The sequence below is a fragment of the Cerasicoccus sp. TK19100 genome, from assembly GCF_027257155.1.
Taxonomy (GTDB): domain Bacteria; phylum Verrucomicrobiota; class Verrucomicrobiia; order Opitutales; family Cerasicoccaceae; genus Cerasicoccus; species Cerasicoccus fimbriatus.
This window is the reverse complement of record NZ_JAPWDU010000005.1, coordinates 125,810-149,002: the sequence shown is the minus strand read 5'-3', so window position 1 is coordinate 149,002 and position 23,193 is coordinate 125,810. Positions and strand designations below refer to the sequence as shown.

17 protein-coding genes and 1 tRNA gene are annotated in these 23,193 nt (G+C 55.7%); 7 read left to right on the top strand and 11 right to left on the bottom strand.

From position 1 onward, the window contains the following. Position 1 precedes the first annotated feature (1 nt). Entirely contained in the window at positions 2 to 1,438 is a 1,437-nt protein-coding gene (locus O3S85_RS13320) for a GAF domain-containing SpoIIE family protein phosphatase (protein ID WP_269540922.1), read from the bottom strand. 249 nt (positions 1,439 to 1,687) lie between these two features. Here O3S85_RS13320 and O3S85_RS13315 point away from each other — a divergent pair, with 249 nt between their 5' ends. Further along, complete coding sequence (locus O3S85_RS13315) at positions 1,688 to 2,494, top strand: ferritin-like domain-containing protein (RefSeq protein WP_269540921.1); 807 nt, start codon at positions 1,688 to 1,690, stop codon at positions 2,492 to 2,494. Here the strand turns inward: O3S85_RS13315 and gatB are convergent. The 4 genes from gatB to O3S85_RS13295 all read right to left on the bottom strand — a co-directional run bounded on the left by gatB (position 2,466) and on the right by O3S85_RS13295 (position 7,388). Then, entirely contained in the window at positions 2,466 to 3,947 is a 1,482-nt protein-coding gene (gatB, locus tag O3S85_RS13310; protein WP_269540920.1) for an Asp-tRNA(Asn)/Glu-tRNA(Gln) amidotransferase subunit GatB, read from the bottom strand. The genes O3S85_RS13315 and gatB overlap by 29 nt on opposite strands. Before the next feature lie 124 nt (positions 3,948 to 4,071). Next, a complete protein-coding gene (locus tag O3S85_RS13305; protein WP_269540919.1) occupies positions 4,072 to 4,479 on the bottom strand; it encodes a hypothetical protein in 408 nt (135 codons plus the stop codon). Between the two features lie 85 nt (positions 4,480 to 4,564). Continuing rightward, the gene (locus O3S85_RS13300) at positions 4,565 to 5,674 is read right to left on the bottom strand and encodes an LptF/LptG family permease (RefSeq protein WP_269540918.1); all 1,110 of its coding nucleotides are present in this window, start codon (positions 5,672 to 5,674) and stop codon (positions 4,565 to 4,567) included. An 88-nt stretch (positions 5,675 to 5,762) separates the two neighbouring features. Continuing rightward, positions 5,763 to 7,388 (bottom strand): hypothetical protein, encoded by a 1,626-nt coding sequence (locus O3S85_RS13295; protein WP_269540917.1) that lies wholly within the window; start codon positions 7,386 to 7,388, stop codon positions 5,763 to 5,765. A 176-nt stretch (positions 7,389 to 7,564) separates the two neighbouring features. On the opposite strand from O3S85_RS13295, the gene O3S85_RS13290 reads away from it, so the two are divergent. The 4 genes from O3S85_RS13290 to O3S85_RS13275 all read left to right on the top strand — a co-directional run bounded on the left by O3S85_RS13290 (position 7,565) and on the right by O3S85_RS13275 (position 12,195). After that, positions 7,565 to 8,125 carry an RNA polymerase sigma factor gene (locus tag O3S85_RS13290; RefSeq protein WP_269540916.1) on the top strand — a complete coding sequence of 187 codons (561 nt, stop codon included), beginning with the start codon at positions 7,565 to 7,567 and terminating at the stop codon, positions 8,123 to 8,125. Then, entirely contained in the window at positions 8,122 to 8,571 is a 450-nt protein-coding gene (locus O3S85_RS13285) for a hypothetical protein (protein WP_269540915.1), read from the top strand. Before O3S85_RS13290 ends, O3S85_RS13285 begins: the two co-directional genes overlap by 4 nt. A gap of 448 nt (positions 8,572 to 9,019) precedes the next feature. Beyond that, complete coding sequence (locus tag O3S85_RS13280; protein ID WP_269540914.1) at positions 9,020 to 10,864, top strand: sodium:solute symporter family protein; 1,845 nt, start codon at positions 9,020 to 9,022, stop codon at positions 10,862 to 10,864. Positions 10,865 to 10,998: 134 nt separating this feature from the next. Then, positions 10,999 to 12,195 carry a LacI family DNA-binding transcriptional regulator gene (locus tag O3S85_RS13275; protein WP_269540913.1) on the top strand — a complete coding sequence of 399 codons (1,197 nt, stop codon included), beginning with the start codon at positions 10,999 to 11,001 and terminating at the stop codon, positions 12,193 to 12,195. Positions 12,196 to 12,258: 63 nt separating this feature from the next. Here the strand turns inward: O3S85_RS13275 and O3S85_RS13270 are convergent, their stop codons facing one another. Together O3S85_RS13270 and O3S85_RS13265 are read right to left on the bottom strand one after the other, a co-directional pair. After that, entirely contained in the window at positions 12,259 to 13,266 is a 1,008-nt protein-coding gene (locus O3S85_RS13270) for a PEP-CTERM sorting domain-containing protein (protein ID WP_269540912.1), read from the bottom strand. Between the two features lie 158 nt (positions 13,267 to 13,424). Continuing rightward, on the bottom strand, positions 13,425 to 15,239 hold the full coding sequence (locus tag O3S85_RS13265; RefSeq protein ID WP_269540911.1) for a polysaccharide lyase family 20 protein: 1,815 nt from the start codon (positions 15,237 to 15,239) through the stop codon (positions 13,425 to 13,427). A gap of 107 nt (positions 15,240 to 15,346) precedes the next feature. Between O3S85_RS13265 and O3S85_RS13260 the strand changes: the two genes are divergently transcribed. Further along, a complete protein-coding gene (locus O3S85_RS13260; protein WP_269540910.1) occupies positions 15,347 to 18,802 on the top strand; it encodes a hypothetical protein in 3,456 nt (1,151 codons plus the stop codon). Further along, positions 18,799 to 19,527 (top strand): hypothetical protein, encoded by a 729-nt coding sequence (locus tag O3S85_RS13255; RefSeq protein WP_269540909.1) that lies wholly within the window; start codon positions 18,799 to 18,801, stop codon positions 19,525 to 19,527. Before O3S85_RS13260 ends, O3S85_RS13255 begins: the two co-directional genes overlap by 4 nt. A 46-nt stretch (positions 19,528 to 19,573) precedes the next feature. Here the strand turns inward: O3S85_RS13255 and O3S85_RS13250 are convergent. The 4 genes from O3S85_RS13250 to O3S85_RS13235 form a co-directional block, all read right to left on the bottom strand. Next, positions 19,574 to 19,649: transfer RNA gene (locus O3S85_RS13250), tRNA-Thr, on the bottom strand. Positions 19,650 to 19,727: 78 nt separating this feature from the next. Beyond that, the gene (locus O3S85_RS13245) at positions 19,728 to 20,858 is read right to left on the bottom strand and encodes an ABC transporter ATP-binding protein (protein WP_269540908.1); all 1,131 of its coding nucleotides are present in this window, start codon (positions 20,856 to 20,858) and stop codon (positions 19,728 to 19,730) included. A 5-nt stretch (positions 20,859 to 20,863) separates the two neighbouring features. Then, entirely contained in the window at positions 20,864 to 21,700 is an 837-nt protein-coding gene (locus tag O3S85_RS13240; protein WP_269540907.1) for a carbohydrate ABC transporter permease, read from the bottom strand. Between the two features lie 2 nt (positions 21,701 to 21,702). Beyond that, entirely contained in the window at positions 21,703 to 23,178 is a 1,476-nt protein-coding gene (locus O3S85_RS13235; protein ID WP_269540906.1) for a carbohydrate ABC transporter permease, read from the bottom strand. Positions 23,179 to 23,193 lie beyond the last annotated feature (15 nt).

The window sequence follows — 23,193 nt, the reverse complement described above, 5'->3', positions numbered from 1 at the left end:
TCTACGTATGCTTGACCGCGATCAGGGTCAGGTCATCCATAAACATGCTGCCGCCGGTGAAGCGCTCCACCGTGGAAACGATGCCCTCATTGAGCCCGCTTGCACTGCGATCACGCAAAGACAGGGCGACCTCCTCCAGGCGATTACCGGAGAACTCCGCGCCATCGCGGTTGCTGGCCTCGGTGACACCGTCCGTGTAAAATACCGCCGAATCGCCCTTTTCAAAGGGCACGGTGCGGTCTTCGATGATCATGTCAAAGATTTCACTGGGCACCATGCCAATGGCCATCCCTTCGGAGCCGACCATCTCGGCTTTCGCGGTGCCATTGCCACTTTCGCCATGCACCAACAAGAGCAGCTCATGCCCCGCGCGCGCCATGGTGAGAGTGTCCTTTTCCATGTCGATCACGGCAAAAATGAGCGTGATAAACATATCCTGGCGCATTTCCGGCGTCATCTCGCGGTTCATTTGGCGCAGAATTTCCGCCGGCGAGTCGTAGCGCTTGGCAAAGTGGCGAAGGTTCGTCTGGCAGATCGCCATGAGCAGCGATGCTGGCACGCCTTTGCCGGAAACGTCGGCAATGGCAAAAGCCACACGCTTCTCACCCACTGAAAACACGTCGTAAAGGTCGCCGCCGATCTTCTGCGCCGGGCGGTAAAACGCATCGATATCCAAGCCCTCCAGTTGCGGGTATACGCTTGGCAAAATCATCCCTTGGATGCTGCTCGCCATCGAAATATCGAAGTCCAGTTTCTGCTTTTCCATCTGCACCTGCATGAGGTCGGAGTTGTGAATCGCCAAGCCCGCCTGCTCGGCGAGGGACTCAATCAGGGAAAAATCAGTTTCGTTAAAGGCCAGCCCGTCGGCGGGATTCGCCACAGCCAGCACGCCCAGCACCTCCGTGCGAAACGGGATTGGGGCCACGACCAGCGAACGCACCTGCAGCGAGGCGTCACCATGCTGCACCACGCGCGGATCGCTGGTGGCGTCTTCGATCAGGATCGCCTTGCCAGACTTAGCCACCGAACCGATCACGCCCTCGCCAATATCAAACACTTCCGAGCGTAAAATGCCCTCAATGAACTTGGCCCGCGTGGATAATTTCTCCCGCGAACTTTCCGGCAGAGGTCGCTGCGGCGGAAAGAGCCCCTCCACCGCCACGCCATGAAGTTTGTTGTCCTTACGCTCAAAAACGCACGCGCTGAGGGCCCCGGTGCTGAGAATCGCCGCATGCACAATGCGCTGGAAAAGCTCGTCGCGGTTGACGCCGTCGCCAATCGCCTCGACCAGGTTGTGCATGAACTCCACCACGATCTGCTTTTCCTGCTGGAGCATCTGAATGTCTTCTTCCAGCTTCTCCCGCTGCTTACGCGCGGACAGGCGGTAAAACAAGAAACCACCGAAGCCGCCAAGCAACAAGCCGAGGAAAAAGTACATAGGCCGGTAAGATTAGGAGAAAATACGGCCCATAGCAACTCCGAGGTGCAGACAATTTACCCTCTTCAGCAAATGTAACACGGCAACCCGTAAAACAGCAACATTCCGGATCAGTGCCAGCGCCCCCAAAAAAGGTCCACGATTCGGGAATACGTTATCAATCAATGACAAGTCACGATCCGCGACCCAAAGGTTAAATCCAAACTTAATGGAACCGCAATTAACTTTGCATTACAAAGTTACTTTGCCATGCAAAGCTTAAATAACCTTCACAACTCAAGCGCCTGGATTGATCATTTCAAACAAAACGGCGCACACACCCGGACATTCGACTGGCAGACCCGCCACCGACTGCCCGCCGACGCCATCAAAGACATTGCCACATCCATCGCAGAATTTCAGCGCGGAGAAAGCTCCGAAGGCCGGTACTTCATGCACGTTTCGGCGGAATTCGCCAAAGCCGTGAACGATCCTGAATACCTGCGCGCGACAGAGCTGTTCATAGCCGAGGAGAATCGTCATGGCGATATGCTGGCGCGTTTCTTAGCCCATGAAGAACAAACCATCGTCGAATCGACCCATGCCGATTCCATCTTCCGCTGGCTGCGCACTCTGGGTGGCATGGAAGGCTGCATCATGGTGTTGGTTACGGCGGAGTTCATTGCACAGGTCTACTACCCGGCTTTGCGCGATGCCACCGATTCACCACTTCTGCGCGATATCTGCGAGCAAATCATTGAGGACGAAGTACACCACATACGCTTTCAAATGGAGCGGCTCGCGCTGTTTGCCCTAGCCCGCAGTTGGATGGCCCGAAAGTCCATGGGCATAATGCACGCCGTCCTGATGACGGGTGCCACTGGCGTCGTCTGGGCCAATCATCGAAAGGTGTTTCGACGAGCAAACTTGGGCTTCTTCCGCTACGTGGGTCAATGCTACCAACGATACACCAGCGCCCGTCTGCAGGTAGAGCAAACGCGCACTCGCTGGATCAACGCCATGACAAATTCATCGACGCCCGCTGACGCTACATCTTCGCCACGGCTGCGCGCATGAGCTTCTGCACCTCGGCCGGATTCGCCTTACCCTGAGTCGCCTTCATTACGGGACCGATCAGGGAGTTCAGCGCCTTGTCGTTGCCATCCTTAAACTGGTTGATCGCCTTTTCGTGCTTCGGGTCGGCAACGATTTCGGCAACGATTTTTTCCAGCTCGCCGCTGTCGTTGTCCGCCTTGAGGCCTTTTTCTTCGACGATGGCAGACGGCATTTTGCCGGTCTCGGCCATCTCCGGCCACACTTCCTTGTTGGCAATCTGCTTGGTGATGACGCCATCTTCGGTCAAGATGACCAGCTCCGCGACGTGCGCGGGGGTAATCTTCACCGCGCTCAGCGGCTGGCGGCCCTCGCCTTCGGCGGCGGACAAGTCGCGAATCAGCTCATTGGCCACGAGATTGGCGACGGCCTTGGCTTCGCCTTTGCCCTTGGTCAACGCCAGGGATTCTTCGAAAAATTCGGCCAGTTCGCGGTCCGGGCAAAGCACGGACGTGATTGTGTAAGGCAGGCCCATCTCATCCATGTAGCGACGCTGGCGGTCAAACGGCATTTCCGGCAGCTCGGCGCGAATCTTCTCCACCTGCTCGGCGGGAATCGTCACCGGCATCAGGTCAGGATCGGGGAAATAACGGTAGTCATGGCTTTCCTCCTTCATCCGCATGGACTCAGTTTCCTGCTTGTCCGGATCCCAGCGGCGTGTCTCTTGGACAATCTCTTCAAAGCCAGTCGTCTTGGCGCGGATTTGGCGCTTGATCTCGTAGTTAACCGCATTGCGGACGCCCGAGATCGTGTTCATGTTCTTGAGCTCGACCTTGGTGCCCAACGTTTTCTCGCCCTTCTTACGGATGGAAATATTGGCGTCGCAGCGCATTTGGCCCTTCTCCATGTCGCAATCGGAGAGGCCGGCGGTGACGATCATGTTGCGCAGCGCAGTCATGAATGCAAAAACTTCATCCGCCGAATATAGGTTCGGCTCGGTGACGATTTCACAGAGCGCAGCGCCCGCCCGGTTGTAGTCCACGAGGCTGTCGTTCGTCGTGTGGGTCAGCTTACCCACGTCTTCCTCCAAGTGAATGCGATTGAGCACCACCTTGCGATGCTCGCCCATGACGTTGCGCGACGAGCCAAGCATCTCGATCTCCACCTCGCCGCCAATGCAGATTGGCTGATCGGCCTGGGTGAGCTGGTAATTCTTCGGGCTGTCCGGGTAGAAGTAGTTTTTGCGGTCCCACTTGCAGGTTTCGGCGATCTTGCAGCCGAGAATCAGGCCCATCTGCACCGTCTTGTAAACGGCTTCCTTGTTCATGACGGGCAAGGCACCCGGCAGGCCCATCACGACGGGATTCGTGAGGGTGTTGGGCTCGTGGCCATACTCATAGGCAACGCGCGTAAACATCTTCGAGCGCGTTTTTAGCTGCACGTGAACTTCCAGTCCGATTACCGGTTCAAATTCCATGGGCGTAAATTCAGAACGTTCTCCGCAAAAGGCAAAGATAAAGAGACAAAATAGCCATGTTGACAAAACGTCCACATCTACAAAGCAAACTCCGATAGGTAAAGTCGAGTCTATGCGTTGGGGATCACGCCTGTTCAGCCAGTTTAGCTTTTAGTGAGTTTAGAAACTTCAAGGCATCCTCTGTTGGCTGCATTGGGTCATATTCAATCTCCTTTGTGACCTCAGGGAAGTTCGTCTCAAGCATGCCCCACCCAAGTAACCTATCCGCCTTATTTTTAGATGTGCTCATGGCAAGCAGATGGGGTAAAACTTCTGAAAAGTCTTCATTCCTTTTCTTTAACTCTTCAATCGCAGCCCCAAAAGTGAACTGCTTGCTTCGATCGCTGATAATTTCCTTCAGTTGCTCGTTCGATTTACGGTCCATCGTCTTGATGTTACGCATCGTTCTCCAACCTGTATACAACGTGAATGCCGTCACCGCAAAAGCTAAGAACACCAGGATTAGTTTTACCGATTCGAAGAGTTCATCCATACTGTTAGCAGACTTAAACAAGTTCCCAGGAGTCGTTCAATACTTCGGCTTTGCGTCCTTTTCGAACTTCGGTCCTACAAATCGCTTAAACCACCTTGCGGAAATAGTGGGCCGACACCAGCAGCATTAGCGCAAAGGGCAACCACACGGCCAAGCTCAGCGGCATGACTCCTTGCGAGCCCAGCAGGCGAAAAACTTCCTCCAACGCGAAAAACACGGCGAACAGGCCCAGCGCCTTCGCGACGCCGACCACGGGGTTCACGCGCACGCCAGCCACGGCAAACGGCACCGCAATGCCCACCATGACCAAGCACACTAAAGGCTGCGAGAGTATCCGCTGCTGCCGGAGCTCATACATCGGCAGCTTCGGGTTCTCCGAACTGGAAAGATCGAGCAGCCGCTGAATTTCGTTGAGCGACAGATTGTCTGGCTCGTCATTCAGCGCCTGCATCAGCCAGGGGTCTTCAGTCAGCTCCGGAAACTCCCGCTCCTCAAAGCCAATCGAGTTGTAGGACTCACCGGTCTCCGGATCGAACAACATTTCGCGACCGTTCACAAAAGTCCAATGCCCGGCGACTTCGTCATAGAAAGCCTCATCGCCCACTAGGCGGCGCACTTCGCGACCTTCGTCATCGCGCTCGTAAACATTGACGCCAAAACCATCGTAAGTGAAGTCGCTGAACCGGTTCATGAACCAGATGCGATTCTCGCGCTGATTATCGAAAGACATGTGATACACGTTGCCGGTATTCTTCGAGCCATACACCTCGGCAAAGTGAGTCATTTGCCAATTATTGCGCATGAGGAGCGAGCGCTCGACCGACTCCGGCACCACGCGTGCATTCAGTGCCAGCAGCAACAGCGCTAGCAGCCCCCCCGATAGCCAAAGCGACCGCGTGATGGTAAACAAGTGCAGCCCGCCCGCGCGCATGGCGGTGATCTCGCTGTTGCGGTGCAGGTTGCCCAGCGTAAACAGAATCGAGATCAACAGCGCAATCGGCAGGATCAGCGGCAAAAAGCTGGGCAGTAGATTCAGATAATAGAGCAGTATATCCGTGGAGGAGGCGCCCCACTCCAGGTAGTCCTGCATGTCGTCCTGCACATCCTCCAGCAGCAGCACGCCGATCATCGCCGCCAGGGCCATAATAAACGCCTTTAGCCATTCAAAGAAAATGTATCGGTCGAGGAGCCTCATTCAGCGCAAGGTTCCGCCGCCCGGAGAAATTTCGCAATGCGAAAATCCCGGGCAGCGATACATGCGCGACCAGCCCTGGCAGCCAGGCCTATAGCTTCTTACCCTTGGCGTCCGTGCCGCAGAGCGACACCTCGATGCCCAGTTGGCGTGCGAGCTCAGCCTTCGCGTAGAGGCAGTTATCGGCCTGCTTGGCGGTCTCGGCGTAGGCGACGTTGATGTGGTTTGCCTTGTGGCGGGCCATCATCTGGTCGCGGCTGACGCCATAAGTGACGGCGTGCATGATCGGCCACTGTGGCGTGGTTTCGTCCAGACGGCGCTGGGTTTCGGCCTCGGGCAGCTCGATTGCCTTGGCGCGGCCGAGGTCCATCTTGAGCTTGCCGTCTTCGATGAAAATCCGACTCCAGACGATCTCACCCGGCTTGGCAATGCCGTGCAGCGTGCTGCCACCGAGCGGAAAATACATGTCGGGTTGGCGATAGCCGTGGCTGCCCTTCCAGCCGCCCACGTGGTGCTCAACCGGGGCCGAGCCACTGATGAGGAACACCCACACATACTCGTCGGTCGTGCCGGACTGGTCCCAATCGCCCCAGCGCAGGTCGTGCAGCGTGGTCTCCGTCGGCTGCTTGAGCGCGGTGTGCACGCGCTTGGTCATCATCGCGTCGAGGCCGCAGCATTCGTCGACTTCGTTGAAGTGCGGGTAGGTTTCGCCGGCTTTGATGATCTCGCCCTTGTCGTTTTTAACCGGCGGGCGGTCCGTGCTGTTGAGCATGCCTTCGACCAGGTCGGACGCCGGGCAAATGTCCTTGAGCCCCTGCTGATACTGGATGCCGATCGCCTCGCAGCCGAAGCGGTCACCAATGCGGCAAGCGGCGATGTACATTTTGCACTGATCGAGCACCTGCTTTTTGGTCAGCTCGGTCTTGCCGTTTTTACCAAAGTGGAAGTTGAAACCGCGGCCCTCGATGAAGTCAAAGACCTCCTGCGCCTCCTTGTTCGTCACGGTTTGCATCTCGGCAAAGAGCGCGCTCTGGCTGAGCTGCTCCTTGTAAACACCCAGCGGGAAGAGCAGCTCATCCGGGATCATCGCGTTATACATACCCATGCAGTATTCGTCGAACACGCCCATAATGGCCTTGTTCGTGTCGAGGTCCTTCGCGATCTTTTCGGCAATCTTCTTCAAGCGCCCCGTAGCCTGCTTGCCGGTAAACTTCTTCACGTGCGCGGTCGGGTGCTTCACCTCGCCGGTCTGCAGCCAGCCTTCGAGGTTTTTCTGAAACGCCTTGTCCGTGCTGAAGTCTTCGCTCCACAGCGTGGAATACGTCACGCCGGCCTTGGTCAGCGAGCCGTTCAGGTTGAGCATGCCCACGAGGCCCGGCCAGGTGCCGCTCCAGTTCGCAACGGTCAAAATCGGGCCTTCGTGCGAAATCAAGCCCGCCAGCAGGTGGTGCGAATACTGCCAAACTGCCTCGGCAACGATCAGCGGAGCCTTGCGGTCAATCTTGGCAAAAATATCCATGCCCTCACGTTGGCTGGCAATGAAGCCGTGTTTTTCTTCCGGCTTATACTTATGGGCACGCTTTACGGTCGCGCCAAAAGTCTTCAGCACAGCCGCGAGCTCGGCTTCCATTTTTTCCTGCTCTGCCCAACAGTTTTGATTGGCGGAGAGGCGTAAGTCGCCGTTGGCGACAAGATAGACGGTCTTTTTCTTGGGCATAATCTTCAGGGTTTAAGTTTGGCAAACAACGCTCACGGAGCGGTAATTATGGAAATTATTTTGGCAAAAATAATCCATGCCGAAAACAAAATTCTTCGCCCGCCGGGCTTTATGGACTTTCTTGCGCTTTACGGTCGCGCCTTGCCGCAGAGTGGCTATCGTGGCGGCAATTTGGTATGGAAGACAAGCAACGCGCCGAAGAAGACGCCTGGCTGCGCAGCGCCCAAAACGGCGACGCCGACGCCTTCGGCTACCTGTTTCGCCGTTACCACGAGCGCACCGTCCGCACCCTGCTCGCCATGATGGGCAGCGAGGCCGAGGCACGCGATGTCGCGCAACAGGCATGGGTCAAAGCCTGGCAAAAGATTGACCGCTATAACTTCGAAGCCGCCTTCAGCACCTGGATGCACCGCATCACCGTGAACACCGCACTCGATGCCCTGCGCAAGCGCCAGCGCGAGCAGCAGCGCACGGGCAGCGTCGAAGAGATCGAGCAAAAGCCATCCACCGACGCCACCCCCGACCGCCGGCTCCAGATCAACGAACGTTGGCGCGAGCTGTTAAGCGCCCTCGACCAGCTTCCAGAAGAGCAGCGAAGCGCGCTTGTTTTACGCGAATTAAACGGGTATAGTTATCAGGAAATCGCCGATGCCACCCACGTGAAGACCGGCACCGTCATGTCTCGCCTGCACGCCGCCCGCCAGAAGCTCGCCACCATTTGGAAAAACCGATCATGAAAACCAGCCTCCGCTCTATCCTTCTCCTGCTCATCTTAGCCATCGCCCCGGGCCTCGCCCACGCCGAGGAAGCCGTGCAAATGGAAGTCATCCTCGTCCTCGCCTCCAACACCGGCCAAGGCGTCGACCCCGCGCTCCAGCCCTACGCCGCCAATCTTGAGCGATTGTTCCGCTTTAACACCTACCAGCAGCGCGACAAAAAAACGATGACCATCAGCGTTCCCGGCGCGCGCAATGTAAACCTCTACGGCGGCACGGATTTGCAGCTCGGCTTGCAAGCCGTCTCCGATGGCAAGCTCCCGGTCAACCTCGACTGGCGACGCGGCAAGGAAAAGCTGCTGCGCACGATGATCCGCCTCAACGCCAATACCCCGACGATTATCGGTGGCCCCCAGGGACCCAATAACACCGGCACCTATCTGCTGATCATTCAGTCGCGCATGTAATTAAGAGCCTCGGCGAATCACACCGACCGGAGCAAGGCCCCACAGGGTTTGAGCGAAAGCATCCCCCGCCCCCCAAAGCATACTCATCGTTTTAAGAAAAGCATGGGGTTCGTTTTGCGCATCACATACCCATCGTTTTCCCAAAAGCATTACCATCGTTTAGGGAAACACATGCCGTAGTGTTGCCTCAACACAACTGGATGTGTGGACCCAACACATCCCCATGTGTGGCCCCAACACATTCGCTATTGTTGGACCAACACCCCCGTTGTTGTTTTGGAGAACGATTCCGTAGAGCATTTATCAACCATGTAAGGATTCGAGCGCGTACCATACCGCAGCCGGCACGCGAAGCATACGAAGAGCGGCAGCGGTCCGTTTACGTGTAAATCTAACGGTCCCTTGAGAGACGTTTCACCGTAAACTAACTCTGGGTGAATGCGAATATTTGGCAGCACCTGTGGGCGGCCAAGCGCAGGACGAACACCCCGGAGACAACATGTCGATTGAATACATAACGATCCTGATTTACTTTATCTTTCTGGTCAGCTTGGGCTTCATCGTTTCCAAGATGAATACCAACGTCGACGACTATGTGCGCGGCGGAGCCAAAGGCACGTGGTGGATTGTCGGATCGAGTATGTTCGTTGGCGGCATCAGCGCCTTTACCTTTACGGGTAACGCCTCGGCGGCGTTTAGCGCCGGCCCGACGTTTCTGGTTATCTATGCGGCCAATACAGTTGGCTTTCTGCTTTGCATGATCATCGGGCCGTGGTTCCGGCAAACCCGGGCCGAGACCTGGGCCGACGTTCTACACGATCGCTACGGCGTGCCAGTGGAGCAATTCTCTGCGATTCTTGGCGTGATCCTGTCACCGCTGTCGGCGGGTATTCAGCTCTATGCGCTGGCGGTCTTTGCCTCGTCCTCGCTCGATCTGCCGGTAACGCTGTTGATCCTTTTGCTAGGCGGCATCGCCATTGCCTACTCCACCATGGGCGGGCGCTGGGGCGTGATGACCACGGACTTCATTCAGGGAGTGCTCATGCTCGGCATGACTTTTCTGGTGTTCTTTCTCTCGCTGAAAGCTGTTGGCGGATGGAGCGCATTTATCGGCTACTTCAGTGACCCGCGCTTTGCGGATGACTTCCGATTCGTCAAAGAGCCCGGCGAATTCCACGGCGATAAATATAGCCTGAAGTGGATCATCATCATCTTTTTCATCCAGCTCAAAGGCTATGTAAACCTCGGCACAGCCGGGCGTTTCCTATCCGTGAAAGATGGCCCGTCAGCGCGCAAAGCTGCGCTGCTCGCTGCGATCTTGATGTTTCTGGGGAGCATCATCTGGTTTGTCCCGCCGATGGTCGCACGCTTTCTGTTTGAGGCTGAGATCCAAGGGATGGGCATCAAGGAACCGGCGACCGCCAGCTACTCATTCATTGCTCAGCAGCTACTCCCCAACGGCCTCATGGGGCTGATGCTCGCGGCGATGTTTGCGGCAACGATGAGTAGCCTCGACACCAGCCTTAACGGCATGACCGGCGTCATCGTAAAAAACATCATGCCGTGGGCACGGAAGAAAATCGGCATGTCCGAGCTAACGTCGGAGGAAGGCGTCCGCTGGTGCCAATTGTCGACGCTGGGCCTGGGCGCTGCGATCATCAGCGTGGCCTGCATCTTTGCGCGGCAGGAGAAGCTAGAGCTGTTCGATGCCTTTCTGATGATGGGCGCGATCATCGGCGGCCCGCTGGGCTTGCCCATTCTGCTCGGCCTCTGGATCAAGCGAATTTATTGGGGCAGCTACTTTGTAATCATCAGCATCGCGATGATCCCCTCGATCTACTTCACGTATGATTCAACGGTCAACGAAGTTAGCTGGTCGATCCAGGACCGCATGCTTTGGATCTACATATTCGGCGTTGTCGGCTTTTTCCTGAGCCTTCCGATGTGGCGCTTGGTCAAGGAATCTGAGCGCACCCGAATCGATGCGTTCTTTAAGCGCATGCATCGCCCGATCGACTTTGCTAAGGAAGTCGGCGAAGACAATGACGCCGTCCAGCTCAAGTTGCTCGGGGTGTCATCGTTGGCCATGGCGGGCTTCGTTTGCCTGCTACTACTGGTTCCGAACAGCTTGGATTCACGCCTGCACATTCTTAGCCTCAGTGGCTTCATGGGCGTTATCGGTGGTCTACTGATGACTGCCTATCTGCGCAAAGCCAGGGCGCTCCGCAAAGCCCACAAAGCCAACCCGGACATGATGCCGCAGGCCAATGCGACTTCGGGCAACAACCAGTAATCCGCAAACATGGTCACCCAGAGAAAGCTCCTTCCGGCCCTTGGCCTCACTGCGCTCAATGCATCCAGGCGAGTGCAAACCCTGGTCACCGATTACAAGCAGACGCAGGGAATCTCCACCTTCGCGCATAAACCTTGACGAAAGAACGCCAGTTGACAGCCGGAAACCAAAGACTCAATGTGAAGGCGCTGATGGACAGTGCCGCCAAGACCCCGACGATGGCCGAGGTAGCCGCCAAAGCGGGTGTGTCCAAGATGGCCGTATCACTCGCATTGCGCGGCAGCCCACGTGTATCTGAGGCCAAGCGGAAGATGATCCTCGAAGTCGCCGCGGCGATGAACTACCGCCCCAACCCGCAGGTCCAAACACTAATGGCCAACCTGCGCGCAACGCGGCCTGTGGAAATGCACTCCGTGATCGCATGGATTACCACCTTCGGTACCGAGTTTGGCTGGGAAAAGCATCGCGTCTCCGTGGACTATTTTAAGGGCGCGTTGCTGCGCGGCAAAGAGCTGGGCTATCGGGTCGAACCGATGTGGGCTTTTTCCAAAGGAATGCGCGGCTCCCGCCTGAGCGACGTGCTCGCCGCACGGGGCATTAACGGCGTCATCATCCCCCCGACGCCCAATACGGAGACCCAGCTCGACCTGCGCTGGGAAGAGCTTGCCAGCGCGACGATCGGCTACAGCTTCACGCAGCCCAAGCTGCACCGCGCGGCCGCAAACCTACCCGATGCGATGTCGGTGGCGCTCCATAAATGCGAGCAACTTGGCTACGAGCGTATCGGCTTCGTGATTACCTCGGACACGGACTTTCGCGTGAACCACTCGTGGATGGCCGTTTATTTGGCGTGGCAACATTTTCAAAAACCAAGCCGCGTTCTTCCCATTCATTATGTGGCGGAAAACACCCCCATCGAGAAGCACCTCGGAGCCTGGGTTAAGAAACACAAGCCGGATGTAATCATCAGCCCGTACCGGGAGATTAAACTCTGGCTGCCCGAAATGCTCGGCATCAATATTCCGGAAGACGTAGGCTATGTGTCGCTCGCCAACCGGGCCGATCAGTATCTTGACATGTTGGGCGTCAAGGTAAGCGGGATCGATCAGCAGGATGACGCCATTGGCGCGGCTGCGGTGGATCTCGTCGTTGCACAATTACAGCGCAACGAAAAAGGCCTTCCGGTAACGCCCAAAGTCGTGCTCACCGAAGGCCTTTGGCGAGACGGTGAAACAGTCGGCAAGAAGATCAAACCGGCCAAGCAACAACCTGCGAAGAAAGTAAAAGGCCGCGCCGTGAGAAAAAAGCCATTGGCCACGAAGTCCTCTTAAAAAAAGAAAGCCGTCTCTCCCCAAAGAGACGGCTTTCACATTGGAGCGTTAGTAGAAAAAAGCTTATTTCCGGCGGCGCACCATCACCACGATCAGTGCAAGCGACGCAATGCCGAGCGCATAGGTGGACGGCTCTGGAACAACGGTCAACATTCCCGAGCCGGCGAACCAGTCATCGTTAATGTTGGCCGCGCCGCTGCCAGTCGCACCCCAAGTGCCGGATGCCTGGAGGACGTTGTCGAAGTATAGCCCACCAATCGTTTCATTCACACCGGCCGAGAGAGAGATCGTCGCGAAGTTACCGCTGTCACTTCCGAGGAAAAGCAAAGCAGCATCATCAATACCGTCCGTGACGCTTGAGCCGATGCTCAAGGCTGCTGTTGAATCGATGGCCGACTGTTCTACACGAACATCGCCCGTGCCGAGCGCGCCATCCTTCTCCACAAAGACCGAGCCGTTGCTAACATTCAATCCGCCCGAGAAAGTATTGGCACCCGCAGTTCCCTGAAAACTGATGAGACCAGCACCCGTCTTATTAATGGCACCTGCGCCAGTGACTTGCTCACGGAATATGATACCCGTGCGGCTGCCACCATAAACCTTTTGCACGAAAACATCCAAAGAATCGCTCAGCGCAATATTCACATCAAAGTTGATGCCAGAATTATCAACCCCAGTAGCACTATTGGTAATGAAAGCATTACCGGATGAGGCAGCGAATGTGAGCGTGGAAGTACCGGCAGTTGGTGAGCGAAGATCAAAGCCGCGTCCCGAGGTCGGCCCTACCAAGGTCATGCCGCCCAAAGTAACGTTCAACACGGAGCCATTGCCACTGGTATCGGTCGCCATGTAGAGGCTACCACCACTGCCAAAGAAGGAGTTGTTGTCGAATTGTGCGACGTCGCCTACGCCGTTAGGAACCGTCGTATTGGAGCCACCATCAACCCAGCCAACGGAGGCACCAGCGATAGCCCAGCTACCATTGTAGCCTGGACCATCCCAGAGGGCGGACGCAGCGAACGTTGAACTGGACAGGAGTATGCTAGAGGCAATTGCGAAGCGAATATTCATGGTTATTTGTGTGTGGGGTGTTGTTGTTTTGAAACGTCTCAAATGCGCCGGTTTCGCTAACGAAATGCGGCTTCTGAAATTTGAAAATAGCAATGTCAGCCGGCAATGATTTACGCAATGCACTGGCTGGTTTACGCGTAAATCAATTGCCAACCGGGCTAGCCTTGCGAGCGTGGCGTGTAAGCAGATGGCGCGACTTGCTCGTAGGTGGAGTTCTCGCCGATGGCCATGCGATAGGCGTCGAAGAGTAGCTGTGCGCCAGCCTCCTCGCCCTGCCATTTGTTGGAACCTTTGTAGATACCCATCTTGAAGAATGGGCCCTTGTCCTTGCCTTCATACCAGGTCGTGCCTTCGTAGTCGGCGACCAGTTTGTCATCCTTATAAAGCTTCATCCAGCCACCGTCACCCTCGGCCTGAAAATTAATCTCAAGCACCCAGTCGACCCATTTGCCGCGGTCTTCATCCACTGAGCCGAGCATAAACTGGTGGTTATCCGTGGTGTGCCCTTCGCCTTGATGACGGAGCTTAAAACGCCATTGGCCGTTGGAGATGTAGAGATGCGTCGGGGCACCGCCGTCTTGTGGATACTCCTTGCCCGTGCCCCAGTCATGCCACTGCGTAACGATGCTAAACATCGTATTGGCATCGAAATCTTCTGGTACGAAAATGCTCCAACCATAGCGGGCAACGCCGTAGGCCGGCGAACGCTGACCAACGACTTCAGTGCGCTCACGCTTCTTGCTAAGCTGGGCAATGTAAGAGTATTCACCTTCGCGAACCGGCCCCTCGGACTTGGCGACAATCTTGCGCGTGGAGCCCTCCAGATTCGCTGACTCGGAAAAATCACCGCCTTCGAAATTCATCCAATCGTAAAGACCGGTAGCGACGGCTTTAGCGGCAACCGGATCGTCCACTCGTTTCAAGCTCAGCTTGCTCACGGCAAGATCACAAGTGCTGGCCGATGGGCTATAGAGCTCAAACTGCACCCAAGAGGCATCGCCTGGAGCAATTGCCGTAATCTCGGCTTCCTCGCCGCCCTTGACCCAGCGGCTCTTATTCGTGAGCAGTTGTGCTTTGTTGTCGGCGTCAGACACCGGACGCTCCCGATAAAAACGGAAGTATGCCGAGAGGCCGTTGCTCCCTTCGAGCAGCATTGTGGCACTGCATCGTTGGCCCGGCTTGATGGGTAGCCACTTTGCCACGGCGACGGTGCCCTTGGAATCTGTGTCGCGGATCACGAGTTGACGCCGCCCTGCCGAAGCATAGCTGCTGGTGGACTGCGCCGTGCCGCTCACCACCCAATCACTGCTGAGTTCGTCTTCGCTCCAGCCATTGGTTGAGTAATCCAGCACCGCGCTAACGTCGCTGTTTGGCGCATGGTTAGAAGCGGATTCGGCTGACGGTGCGCTCGGTTGGCCCGCACCATTTGAAGTCAGCGTCATATTTTTTGCGACGAGATTGGTCGTCCCAGAACTGGGGCTGTAAATCCAAATACGCAGATTCGTGGTTCCCGTCGGCGCAGTGGCACTGAAACTGATGGGGCTACCACCGGCAGGCACGGGCTTAAACCATTGGCGTTTTTCTTCCAACGTTACGTCGCTGGTGTTGGCCGCCTTGACCGGAATTTTCGAGGTGAAAGTAATGTAAACGAACAGACCACCTTCACCCGTGAAATCACCCGACAGCGTGTAAGTGGCACCAGCTTGCGCGGGCAACCATTGTATCGCGCCCAGGCCTTTGCTTTTGCTTGAGTCGTGGATTTGCAGCCCACCCTCGGGTAAGCCCTTTAAGCCGGAACCGCCTGGATAGGCACTCCAGCCGGGGGGTAGTCCGCTATCAGCCGCATTGGCGAACGTGGGGTTCTCTATCAGGTTTGGCGCTTCAGCCGAGAGACTGGCGCAGAGCCCGATGATGAGAGTAGTTAAAACGACGAGGTTTTTGATCACGGTATTTATCACAGGGGTGTGGTTCATTCCTAAGACATCCAACACGAAGGGACAAATGTAAACGTATGCCGATGTTTACGCGTAAACGAATCGCCAAATTGAAAAGATCTCTCTAATGTAGTTTCGTTTTACCCATGCAGCTTGTTAGCAATTTACCCCTGCGGAGAACCAAGCTCAATCACCGCAACCCAGATTCCAAACGCCGCGGAGGCTTTGCGCTGGTGATTGCGCTATTGTTGATGGGGCTGATGGTGTCCCTGGTCCTCTCACTTTCCTCACTTACTTTGGTGGAAACCGCCTCAACCACCCAAGCCGTTAAGCGCGTCGAAGCGCGTGAAAATGCGAAGTTTGCCCTACTGGAGGCACTTGGCCAGCTCCAGCGTTTTGCCGGGCATGATCAACGCGTAACGGCGCGCGCCGACATCAACTCCGCTAACACCGGCAGCCCGGCATGGACCGGCGTGTGGGACGCCACACCTGCCGATACCAACAACCCCAGCCACGCATTGGCCCCCAGCGACAACGAACCGCTGGCATGGCTCGTCAATGGTGGCACGGCCGATGATCCACTTTCGCCGCAAGCCCCGGTTGCCGAGCCTTCGCCAAGTAACAACAATGTGTGGCTGGTAAAGTCCTTTTTGCAAACCGACTTAGCGGCCGAGCAACAGGTAAAAGTAAAGACCAGTGAGATTTCCGGGACCGATAACGACGGACGCTATGCGTTTTGGATTGGCGATGTCGGTATCATGGCATCACTCGCAGTGGTCGATGAGTCTTCGGTGGCGATTTCCGGCTCCGATGAACAAGTTCGCAAGCTAACGATCGCATCCGAATTTGATGCCGAAATGCTTTCCCCTTTATCCGCGGTTTTCCAAAAACAGAAAGAGGAAAGTGAAGATGCGCAAAACGTATTTCGCGATCAGCTATCGCGCTTGTCCAACTACGAGGAACTGCTCTTGCTCAATGATGGCGACGGCAGCGTAACGCCGCAAAACGTGGCCGATCTCTTGGGCAATGCTAGCGCACAGAGCAGCATCGGCGTGCTCAGCGACACCTTGCGGGGCGGACTCAGGCGAGACTTGACCCGCGGGCTCAGCGAGAATTTTGACTTTACCGAAGAGCCTGCGATGAGCGAAATTGGCGAAGGCTTAGCCATTGATTTTGGCAACTATGATCAGGATGGCCGTCGTATTCTTCCGGACCCTGGACCAGTGGGTATGGTGGCCCCACAAAGCACCTACACAAACAAGAAGGAGCCCGCAGCGCCGACCTGGGATTTCGTCCGCTCCTATGTCAATAATCGCGCTGGCTCAGACAACTCCATGGCTCCGGCCTTCGCGCCGTTTGCCACGCTGAACAACTACAATGCGACACCATCCGCGACGCATCCGGTCATGCCAATCGTCACCATGATAGAGCTACGATTCGGCGTGGATATTTCCGGCTCCACTTACAAGCTGGTCATTCAGCCAAACCTCATTTTATGCAATCCGTATAACGTCACCTTGGAAGAGGCGGATTATTGCGTGATGTTGAAGCCGCGCTCGAACGCGAAGAAAAACCCCAGCCCTCCTGGAGTTGAATTTAATGTCAGCGACAGCACCCAGCCGCACCTCAATCAAAAACTGGGCCCGCTGAGTTTCGCCAACCATTTGGGTAATGCCGAACTTGCGTTTAACATCACCGATTCGTTCAAACCGGGAGAGGTCAAGGTGTATTCTCTGCCGATGGACCAAGGAATGGATAGCAACACGGGTGGCGTAGTAGAGCTCAAAAAAGGCTATACCGCGAGTAACATCCTGATCGATACCGGCATTCATATAGACCCACTGCTGACGGCGGAGGGTTCGAAAGCAAAGATTGAGATTGAGGAAATTGCTCAACCGCATCCATCCATCATCTTAGCCGGTGGCCATGCCACTGCGGGCAGTTTTCCCGTTCCGTCGCAGATCATCCACTACGTCGAAACCGAGCCGAGCCTCATGGACATTAAATACGATAAGGAGACTGGCAGCAAACAAACCAAACCTTATGCGCGCATGGAGTTTCTGGAGGGCTCCGCGCCAACAAATACACTGTCGCTGATTACGTTTCGCTTTACCCTGACCACGCCTAGCAACGGCTATCTAACGAGTGGAAATCAGCCTGGATCGGCCAATCACGAATTACCCAATGATCACCCCGCGCGCACTTCATCCGGGGGCACCGCCAAAGAAGAATCGGCAGGCATGCGCTCACTGATCGACGCAAACCCGCGCGCACTCCTCTCCCAACGTTTGGCCGGATGGGACAACAGCCCGCTGTTTCACTTCGACAGTTACCGGAATGCCGATTACCAGGTGCCCGTTGCCTATGACATGGAACACGCATTCTGGGGCGGCAGCATTGAAGACGATGGCAACGGCTCGAGCGAAGTCATTCTTTTCAATGTGCTGCGCGAGAATGACGAGCTCGTTTCCCTCGGCCAGTTGGCCCATGTCAACTGGGGGACCGGCGGCAAGCATCCCGCCTATCCATTGGGCAATAGCTATGCATCCATTTTCTATGAGCATGATTCCCGCGACTTCAGCTACGCGCTGAACGAGGCCCTATGGGACCGCTTTTTCTTCTCATCCCTACCGGAAGGAATTGATGAAGATACGACTGCCGATCTCGCCAATTCACGACTGGTCTTTTACGATGCCAATGCGCTATCCGATCTAAGCGGGCTAGGTGGCATGCGTGGCTATGATGAAGCGGCCGCTCACTTGATGATCAATGGTGCCTTCAATGTGAACTCAACGTCGGTTGATGCGTGGGCGGCTTTTCTCGCGGGCATTCCACAGACGAATTACGGTTACGAAGCGCCGGATGGCGCGGCCCAAACCGATGGTGACGTGCGCCCATACTTACGAATGCGCCGACTGCATGCAAACGATCCACGCGCTCAGCAGGGCCAGCTCTATGAGTGGTCCGGCTATCGCACATTGAGCGGCGAAGAGCTCTACCAAATTGCCGAGCAGATTGTGCTGGGCATCAAAGAACGTGGACGCCCCTCGCGCAGTTTGGCGGAGTTTTTGAATCGCGACTTAAACGTCGACGCGACCAATCCCCGCAACCAGAAAGGCATCGTTCAAGCTGCGATCGATTACGTGGTCAACCAAGATGACCCAAGCATCGACAGTCCCGGCAAAACAGTTCTCGACGAGCTACCCGGCGTCATCGCGGCCAATAGCATCAACCAGGCACTGATCGTTGAGGAGGCATTAATCAATGCCGACAACCCCGACGCCGCCCGCGGAAAACTTCGCGCTACCGGCGCACCCGGCTTTGTCATGCAAAGTGACTTGATCACGCCCCTCGCTCCAGCAATGAGCGCGCGCTCGGACACTTTCATGATTCGGGCTTATGGCGATTCGCGAAATCCCATTACCAATGAAATCGAAGGCCGGGCATGGTGCGAAGCCTACGTGCAGCGCCTGCCAATTTTTCTCAACGATGAACCACCCGAGACTGCACTCGAGGATTTAGCAGCGGAATCTCCCAGCCGAAAGTTGGGCCGCCGCTTCGTGATTACCTCTTTCCGCTGGCTCTCAGACAACGAAATATGAGAACGCTGATCGTCATTTTAATCGCCGCCCTGTTCGCGGCAGCTCCCATGCTTAGCGCACAGGATGAAGAAACACCCTGGGTAAAGACCGAGCTGAGCATCATCTGCTGGGATAGCGAACTGCAGCTTAGCTACCCTGGCTACGACGATGAATCGCCCATCATTGCCCCAAGGCAAATGCGTTCGCAGCGCATTGCCTACGAAGGGCCTGCGCTTTTCACGCTATCTGGAACTCCGACCCTGGACGGCGTAGCGATCGCATCCCCAACCGCAATTGCCAAGGTCGAGCTAAAACCGGGAGTCTCCAAGCAGTTGCTGATTCTGATTCCAAACAGCGAGCCCAGCACCCCCTACCGGGCACTCGTGATCGACGACAGCTTCGGCAAATTCCCGCCGCAATCGATCCGGTTCATGAATTTCACAGACAACGAATTTTCCGGACAATTGGCCGATGTGCAGTTTCAAATAGCGGCGCGCCAAGAAGCCATAATCACGCCAGCCTCGCTGAGCGCCCCCAAGTATCTGGCACCGCTGCGCCTGATTCGGAAAATGGAAAATGATGGCTCTTGGCGTCCAGTCAAATCGACGATTTTCCAACTGCACACCAACATGCGCATTCTCGTGCTACTGCTTCAAGACCCGCAGCGTCCGTTTGACGTGAAGTTCGTGCTCCTGCGCGATGAAACGCCTAAGACTACGGAAGAAACCGTGGAAATCGAGAGTTAGCCAATAGAAACACGCCCTCAAAAGGGCACTCTAATTCCCCAAAAAATGGAGCCACCTGTCGGAGTCGAACCGACGACCTGGAGATTACAAATCAACCGCTCTACCAGCTGAGCTAAGGTGGCCAAGTGGGTCTTATAACCCGTAAAAGTTGAACTGGTTTAGTGATACCCGCGCAAGGGGCAAGCGCTTTTTAGAAAAACCTACTTCAGCACGTTTTCCGTTTCCGGATCGAAGAGGTGGGCTTTTTCCAAATCCAGCGATACTTTGACGCTCTGTCCGAAGTCGAACTTGTGCTCTGAGTGGACCTTCGCGATGAAGCTGTGGGCTCCGGTATCGAAGTAAAGATAGGTCTCAGCGCCCATGGGCTCGGAAACTTCCACCTTGGCGGTGAGGCAACGCGACTCGTCGAGATTGTGCACGGTTACGGCGTCGGCGATGTCCTCGGGACGCACACCGAGCACGATGCCCTTGCCCTGGTAATTCTGGGCTAGGCGCGAGAGACGGTCGTCGAGCGTAATGCGGATCGGGGCACCGGCGGTGTTGTTCTCCACGAAAATCAGCTTACCGCCTTCGGAAACGAGTTGGCCGTGGAAGAAATTCATGGGCGGGCTACCGATGAAGCCGGCCGTGAACATGTTCTCCGGGTGGTTGTAAAGGTCCAGCGGCTCATCAACTTGCATGATGTTGCCGTCCTTCATGACGCAGATACGATCACCCATGGTCATCGCCTCGGTCTGGTCGTGCGTCACGTAGATCATCGTGGCATTGAGGCGTGCGTGGAGCTTAGAAATCTCCGTGCGCATTTGCACGCGCATCTTGGCGTCGAGGTTGGAAAGCGGCTCGTCGAAGAGGAACACCTTGGGTTTGCGGACAATCGCGCGGCCCACAGCCACACGCTGGCGCTGACCACCCGAGAGCTGCTTGGGCTTGCGGTCGAGCATCGAGTGCAGACCGAGGATTTCAGCGGCGTCATCGACACGCTTTTTAATTTCGTCGCGCGGGTATTTGAGCAATTTCAGGCCAAAGGCCATGTTGTCGAACACCGTCATGTGCGGATACAGCGCGTAATTTTGGAAAACCATGGCGATGTCGCGGTCCTTGGGCTGCACGTCGTTGACGACGCGGTCAGCGATAGAAATCGTGCCGCCGGAGATGTCTTCCAGGCCAGCGATCATGCGTAGCGAGGTGGACTTGCCACAGCCGGAGGGGCCAACGAGCACCATGAACTCGCGGTCGCGAATTTCCAAATTGATGCCTTTAACGGCACGGAAGGTCGTACGCTTGTCGTCGCGGTATTCCTTGACCAAATCTTTGAGGGTTACTTCTGCCATGGTAATTATCCTTTCACCGCGCCTGCGGAGAGACCTTTCACAAAGAGTTTCATCGAAAATAAGAAGAGAATGAGTAGCGGCACTGAGGAGATCGCAAAGCCCGCCATGAGTTGACCGTATTGCTTCACGTATTCGCCGTCGAGGCGATACAGACCAACGGGGATCGTCAGCAGCTCGTTGTCACGAAGAAGCAAGAGCGGCAAGATGACGTTGTTCCACGAGGCCAGAAAGTCCATGATGCAGGTAACGGAAATAATCGAGGCCGAAAGCGGCAGCACAATGTGCCAGATTTGCTGTAGGTGCCCTGCCCCGTCAAGCTGCGCGGACTCAAATAGCTCCTTCGGTATGTCTTCAATAAAGTTACGCAGGATGAAGACACCCGTCACCTGCCCACCGACAGCGGCCATCACCACCAGAGCCCAGAGGCTATTGATTAAATTCAATTGCCGGAGCAGGTCGAACAAGGTCACCAGCGCAGCAACCGTGCCGGGCAGGAACATCGTTGCCATGACGAGATAGAAGATAAGGTTCTTCCCCGGGAAGTTATACCGCGCGATGGCGTAACTCGCGCACAAAACGATAACCAAGGTGATCGCGGTGCCGCTGACGGAGACGAAGATCGAGTTGGCGATATAGCCGCTGACGGTGTCCCAAGCATAGGCCCAGTTACCCCATTTCCAATCGGCGGGAGAGTCGAAGAACCAGGGATTGGCCAGATACTGTTCGTTGCTTTTGAAGCTGACAACGAGCATCACGAACAGCGGCACGAACGCAAAGAACAGCACGAAGATCAGATAACTGACCTTAATTGCTTCGCCTATTTTGCTGTTTTGTTGCGACATAATTATTTATCCACCTTTACGTATTTCTGGTAAACGATCGTCAAGAGCAGGATGATCACGAACAGCACCATGCCCAAAGCACAAGCGTAGCCGAAACGGCCTTCTGAGAACGCCGAGCTGAACATATACAATCCGGGCACCATCCCCTTGTTGCCAGGACCGCCATCGGGGCCGAGTAAGATCAGGAAGGTCTCATACTGTACGAGCGTGCCGATCGTCATGAAGATCATGTTGATGCGGACCTGCGTCATGATCAGCGGCAGTTCGATGCGGAAAATCATGCCGAGTGGGCCAACGCCATCGAGCTCAGCAGCTTCGTAAACATCCTTGGAAATATTTTGCAGACCGGACAGGTAAATCAACACACCAACGGTGCCGACCCATGGGAAGCCCCAGAAGAGCAATGCGGGAATCACGAGATCCTTGTTACCGATCCAGGCAGGTGTGCCCATATCGAACTGACCAATGGGGTTCGTCCAGATTTCGCCAAATAAAATGAAGAATGAACCAACGGCCAGCACGCCCAAGCCGATCCAATTAAGCAGCGGACGTCCAGTGAAGTAATCCATTTTCGAACGCACGGCCTCGAAGACAGCGATGCCAATAACCAATGCAATCGGCAGGCGCCAGAGCTCGCCCCAGAACACCACCGTGCCAGCAAGCATCATGAAGGGCCAGGAAATCCAGCTGTTCCCCAAGCGCTTAGAGAGCCAATACATCCAGGCAATCAGGGCGATGAAAGGGACCAACAAGGTCGCTGGTGTCGCAAACAAGCCGAGAATACTAGCGAGCGGTAAAACAATGCTGCCGGCCAGTAGAGCACCGTAATCCGTGAAACGCGATTTGCTCAACTCTTGGCGCGTGCCAAAGGCAATGATCATGGCACCAATAACCAAGACACCGCCCAAGCCTCCGAAGACCGGGCTGATAAAACCGTTCGTCACGGGTGACAAAACAGAGGCCACCTTTGGCATGGCGGTATCCATCCAGTTCAGAACGCTCATACCGCCAGTCGCGTTGAGGAAGCGATTGAGCAGACCAAAGTCCGGATCGTAGAAGCTTTTCCAGATCAGGAGCCAAACCATGGCCGGAATGATCATGGGCACCACAAAGCACACTTGGAAGATGTAGCGGAGCTTGTCGTTCATCAAGCGGTGCAAGGCAATCGCGGCGAGAATGCCCGGCCAGAGCTTTACCATGTTTGCTGCCAGCAAGATACCCACCAGCTTAAACGAATCCCAGAACTGCGGGTCGGAAAATGCCTCAAGGAAGTTGCGCAGGCCAATGAACTCCTGCACCACCGGGGGCTTCCACCGGAAGAACGACATGAAAACCACGTCAATCTTCGGGTAGTAACTGAAGATCAGCAGGGAGACCGTCGTTGGAAAGCAAAGCAAATAGAGCGCAAGGTAAAGCTTTCCCTTCGGAAAGAGTCCCTTGGATGGACTGCCTTTGGTCGCTTTTAAATTAGTAGCCACGGGGAATTCAAATAC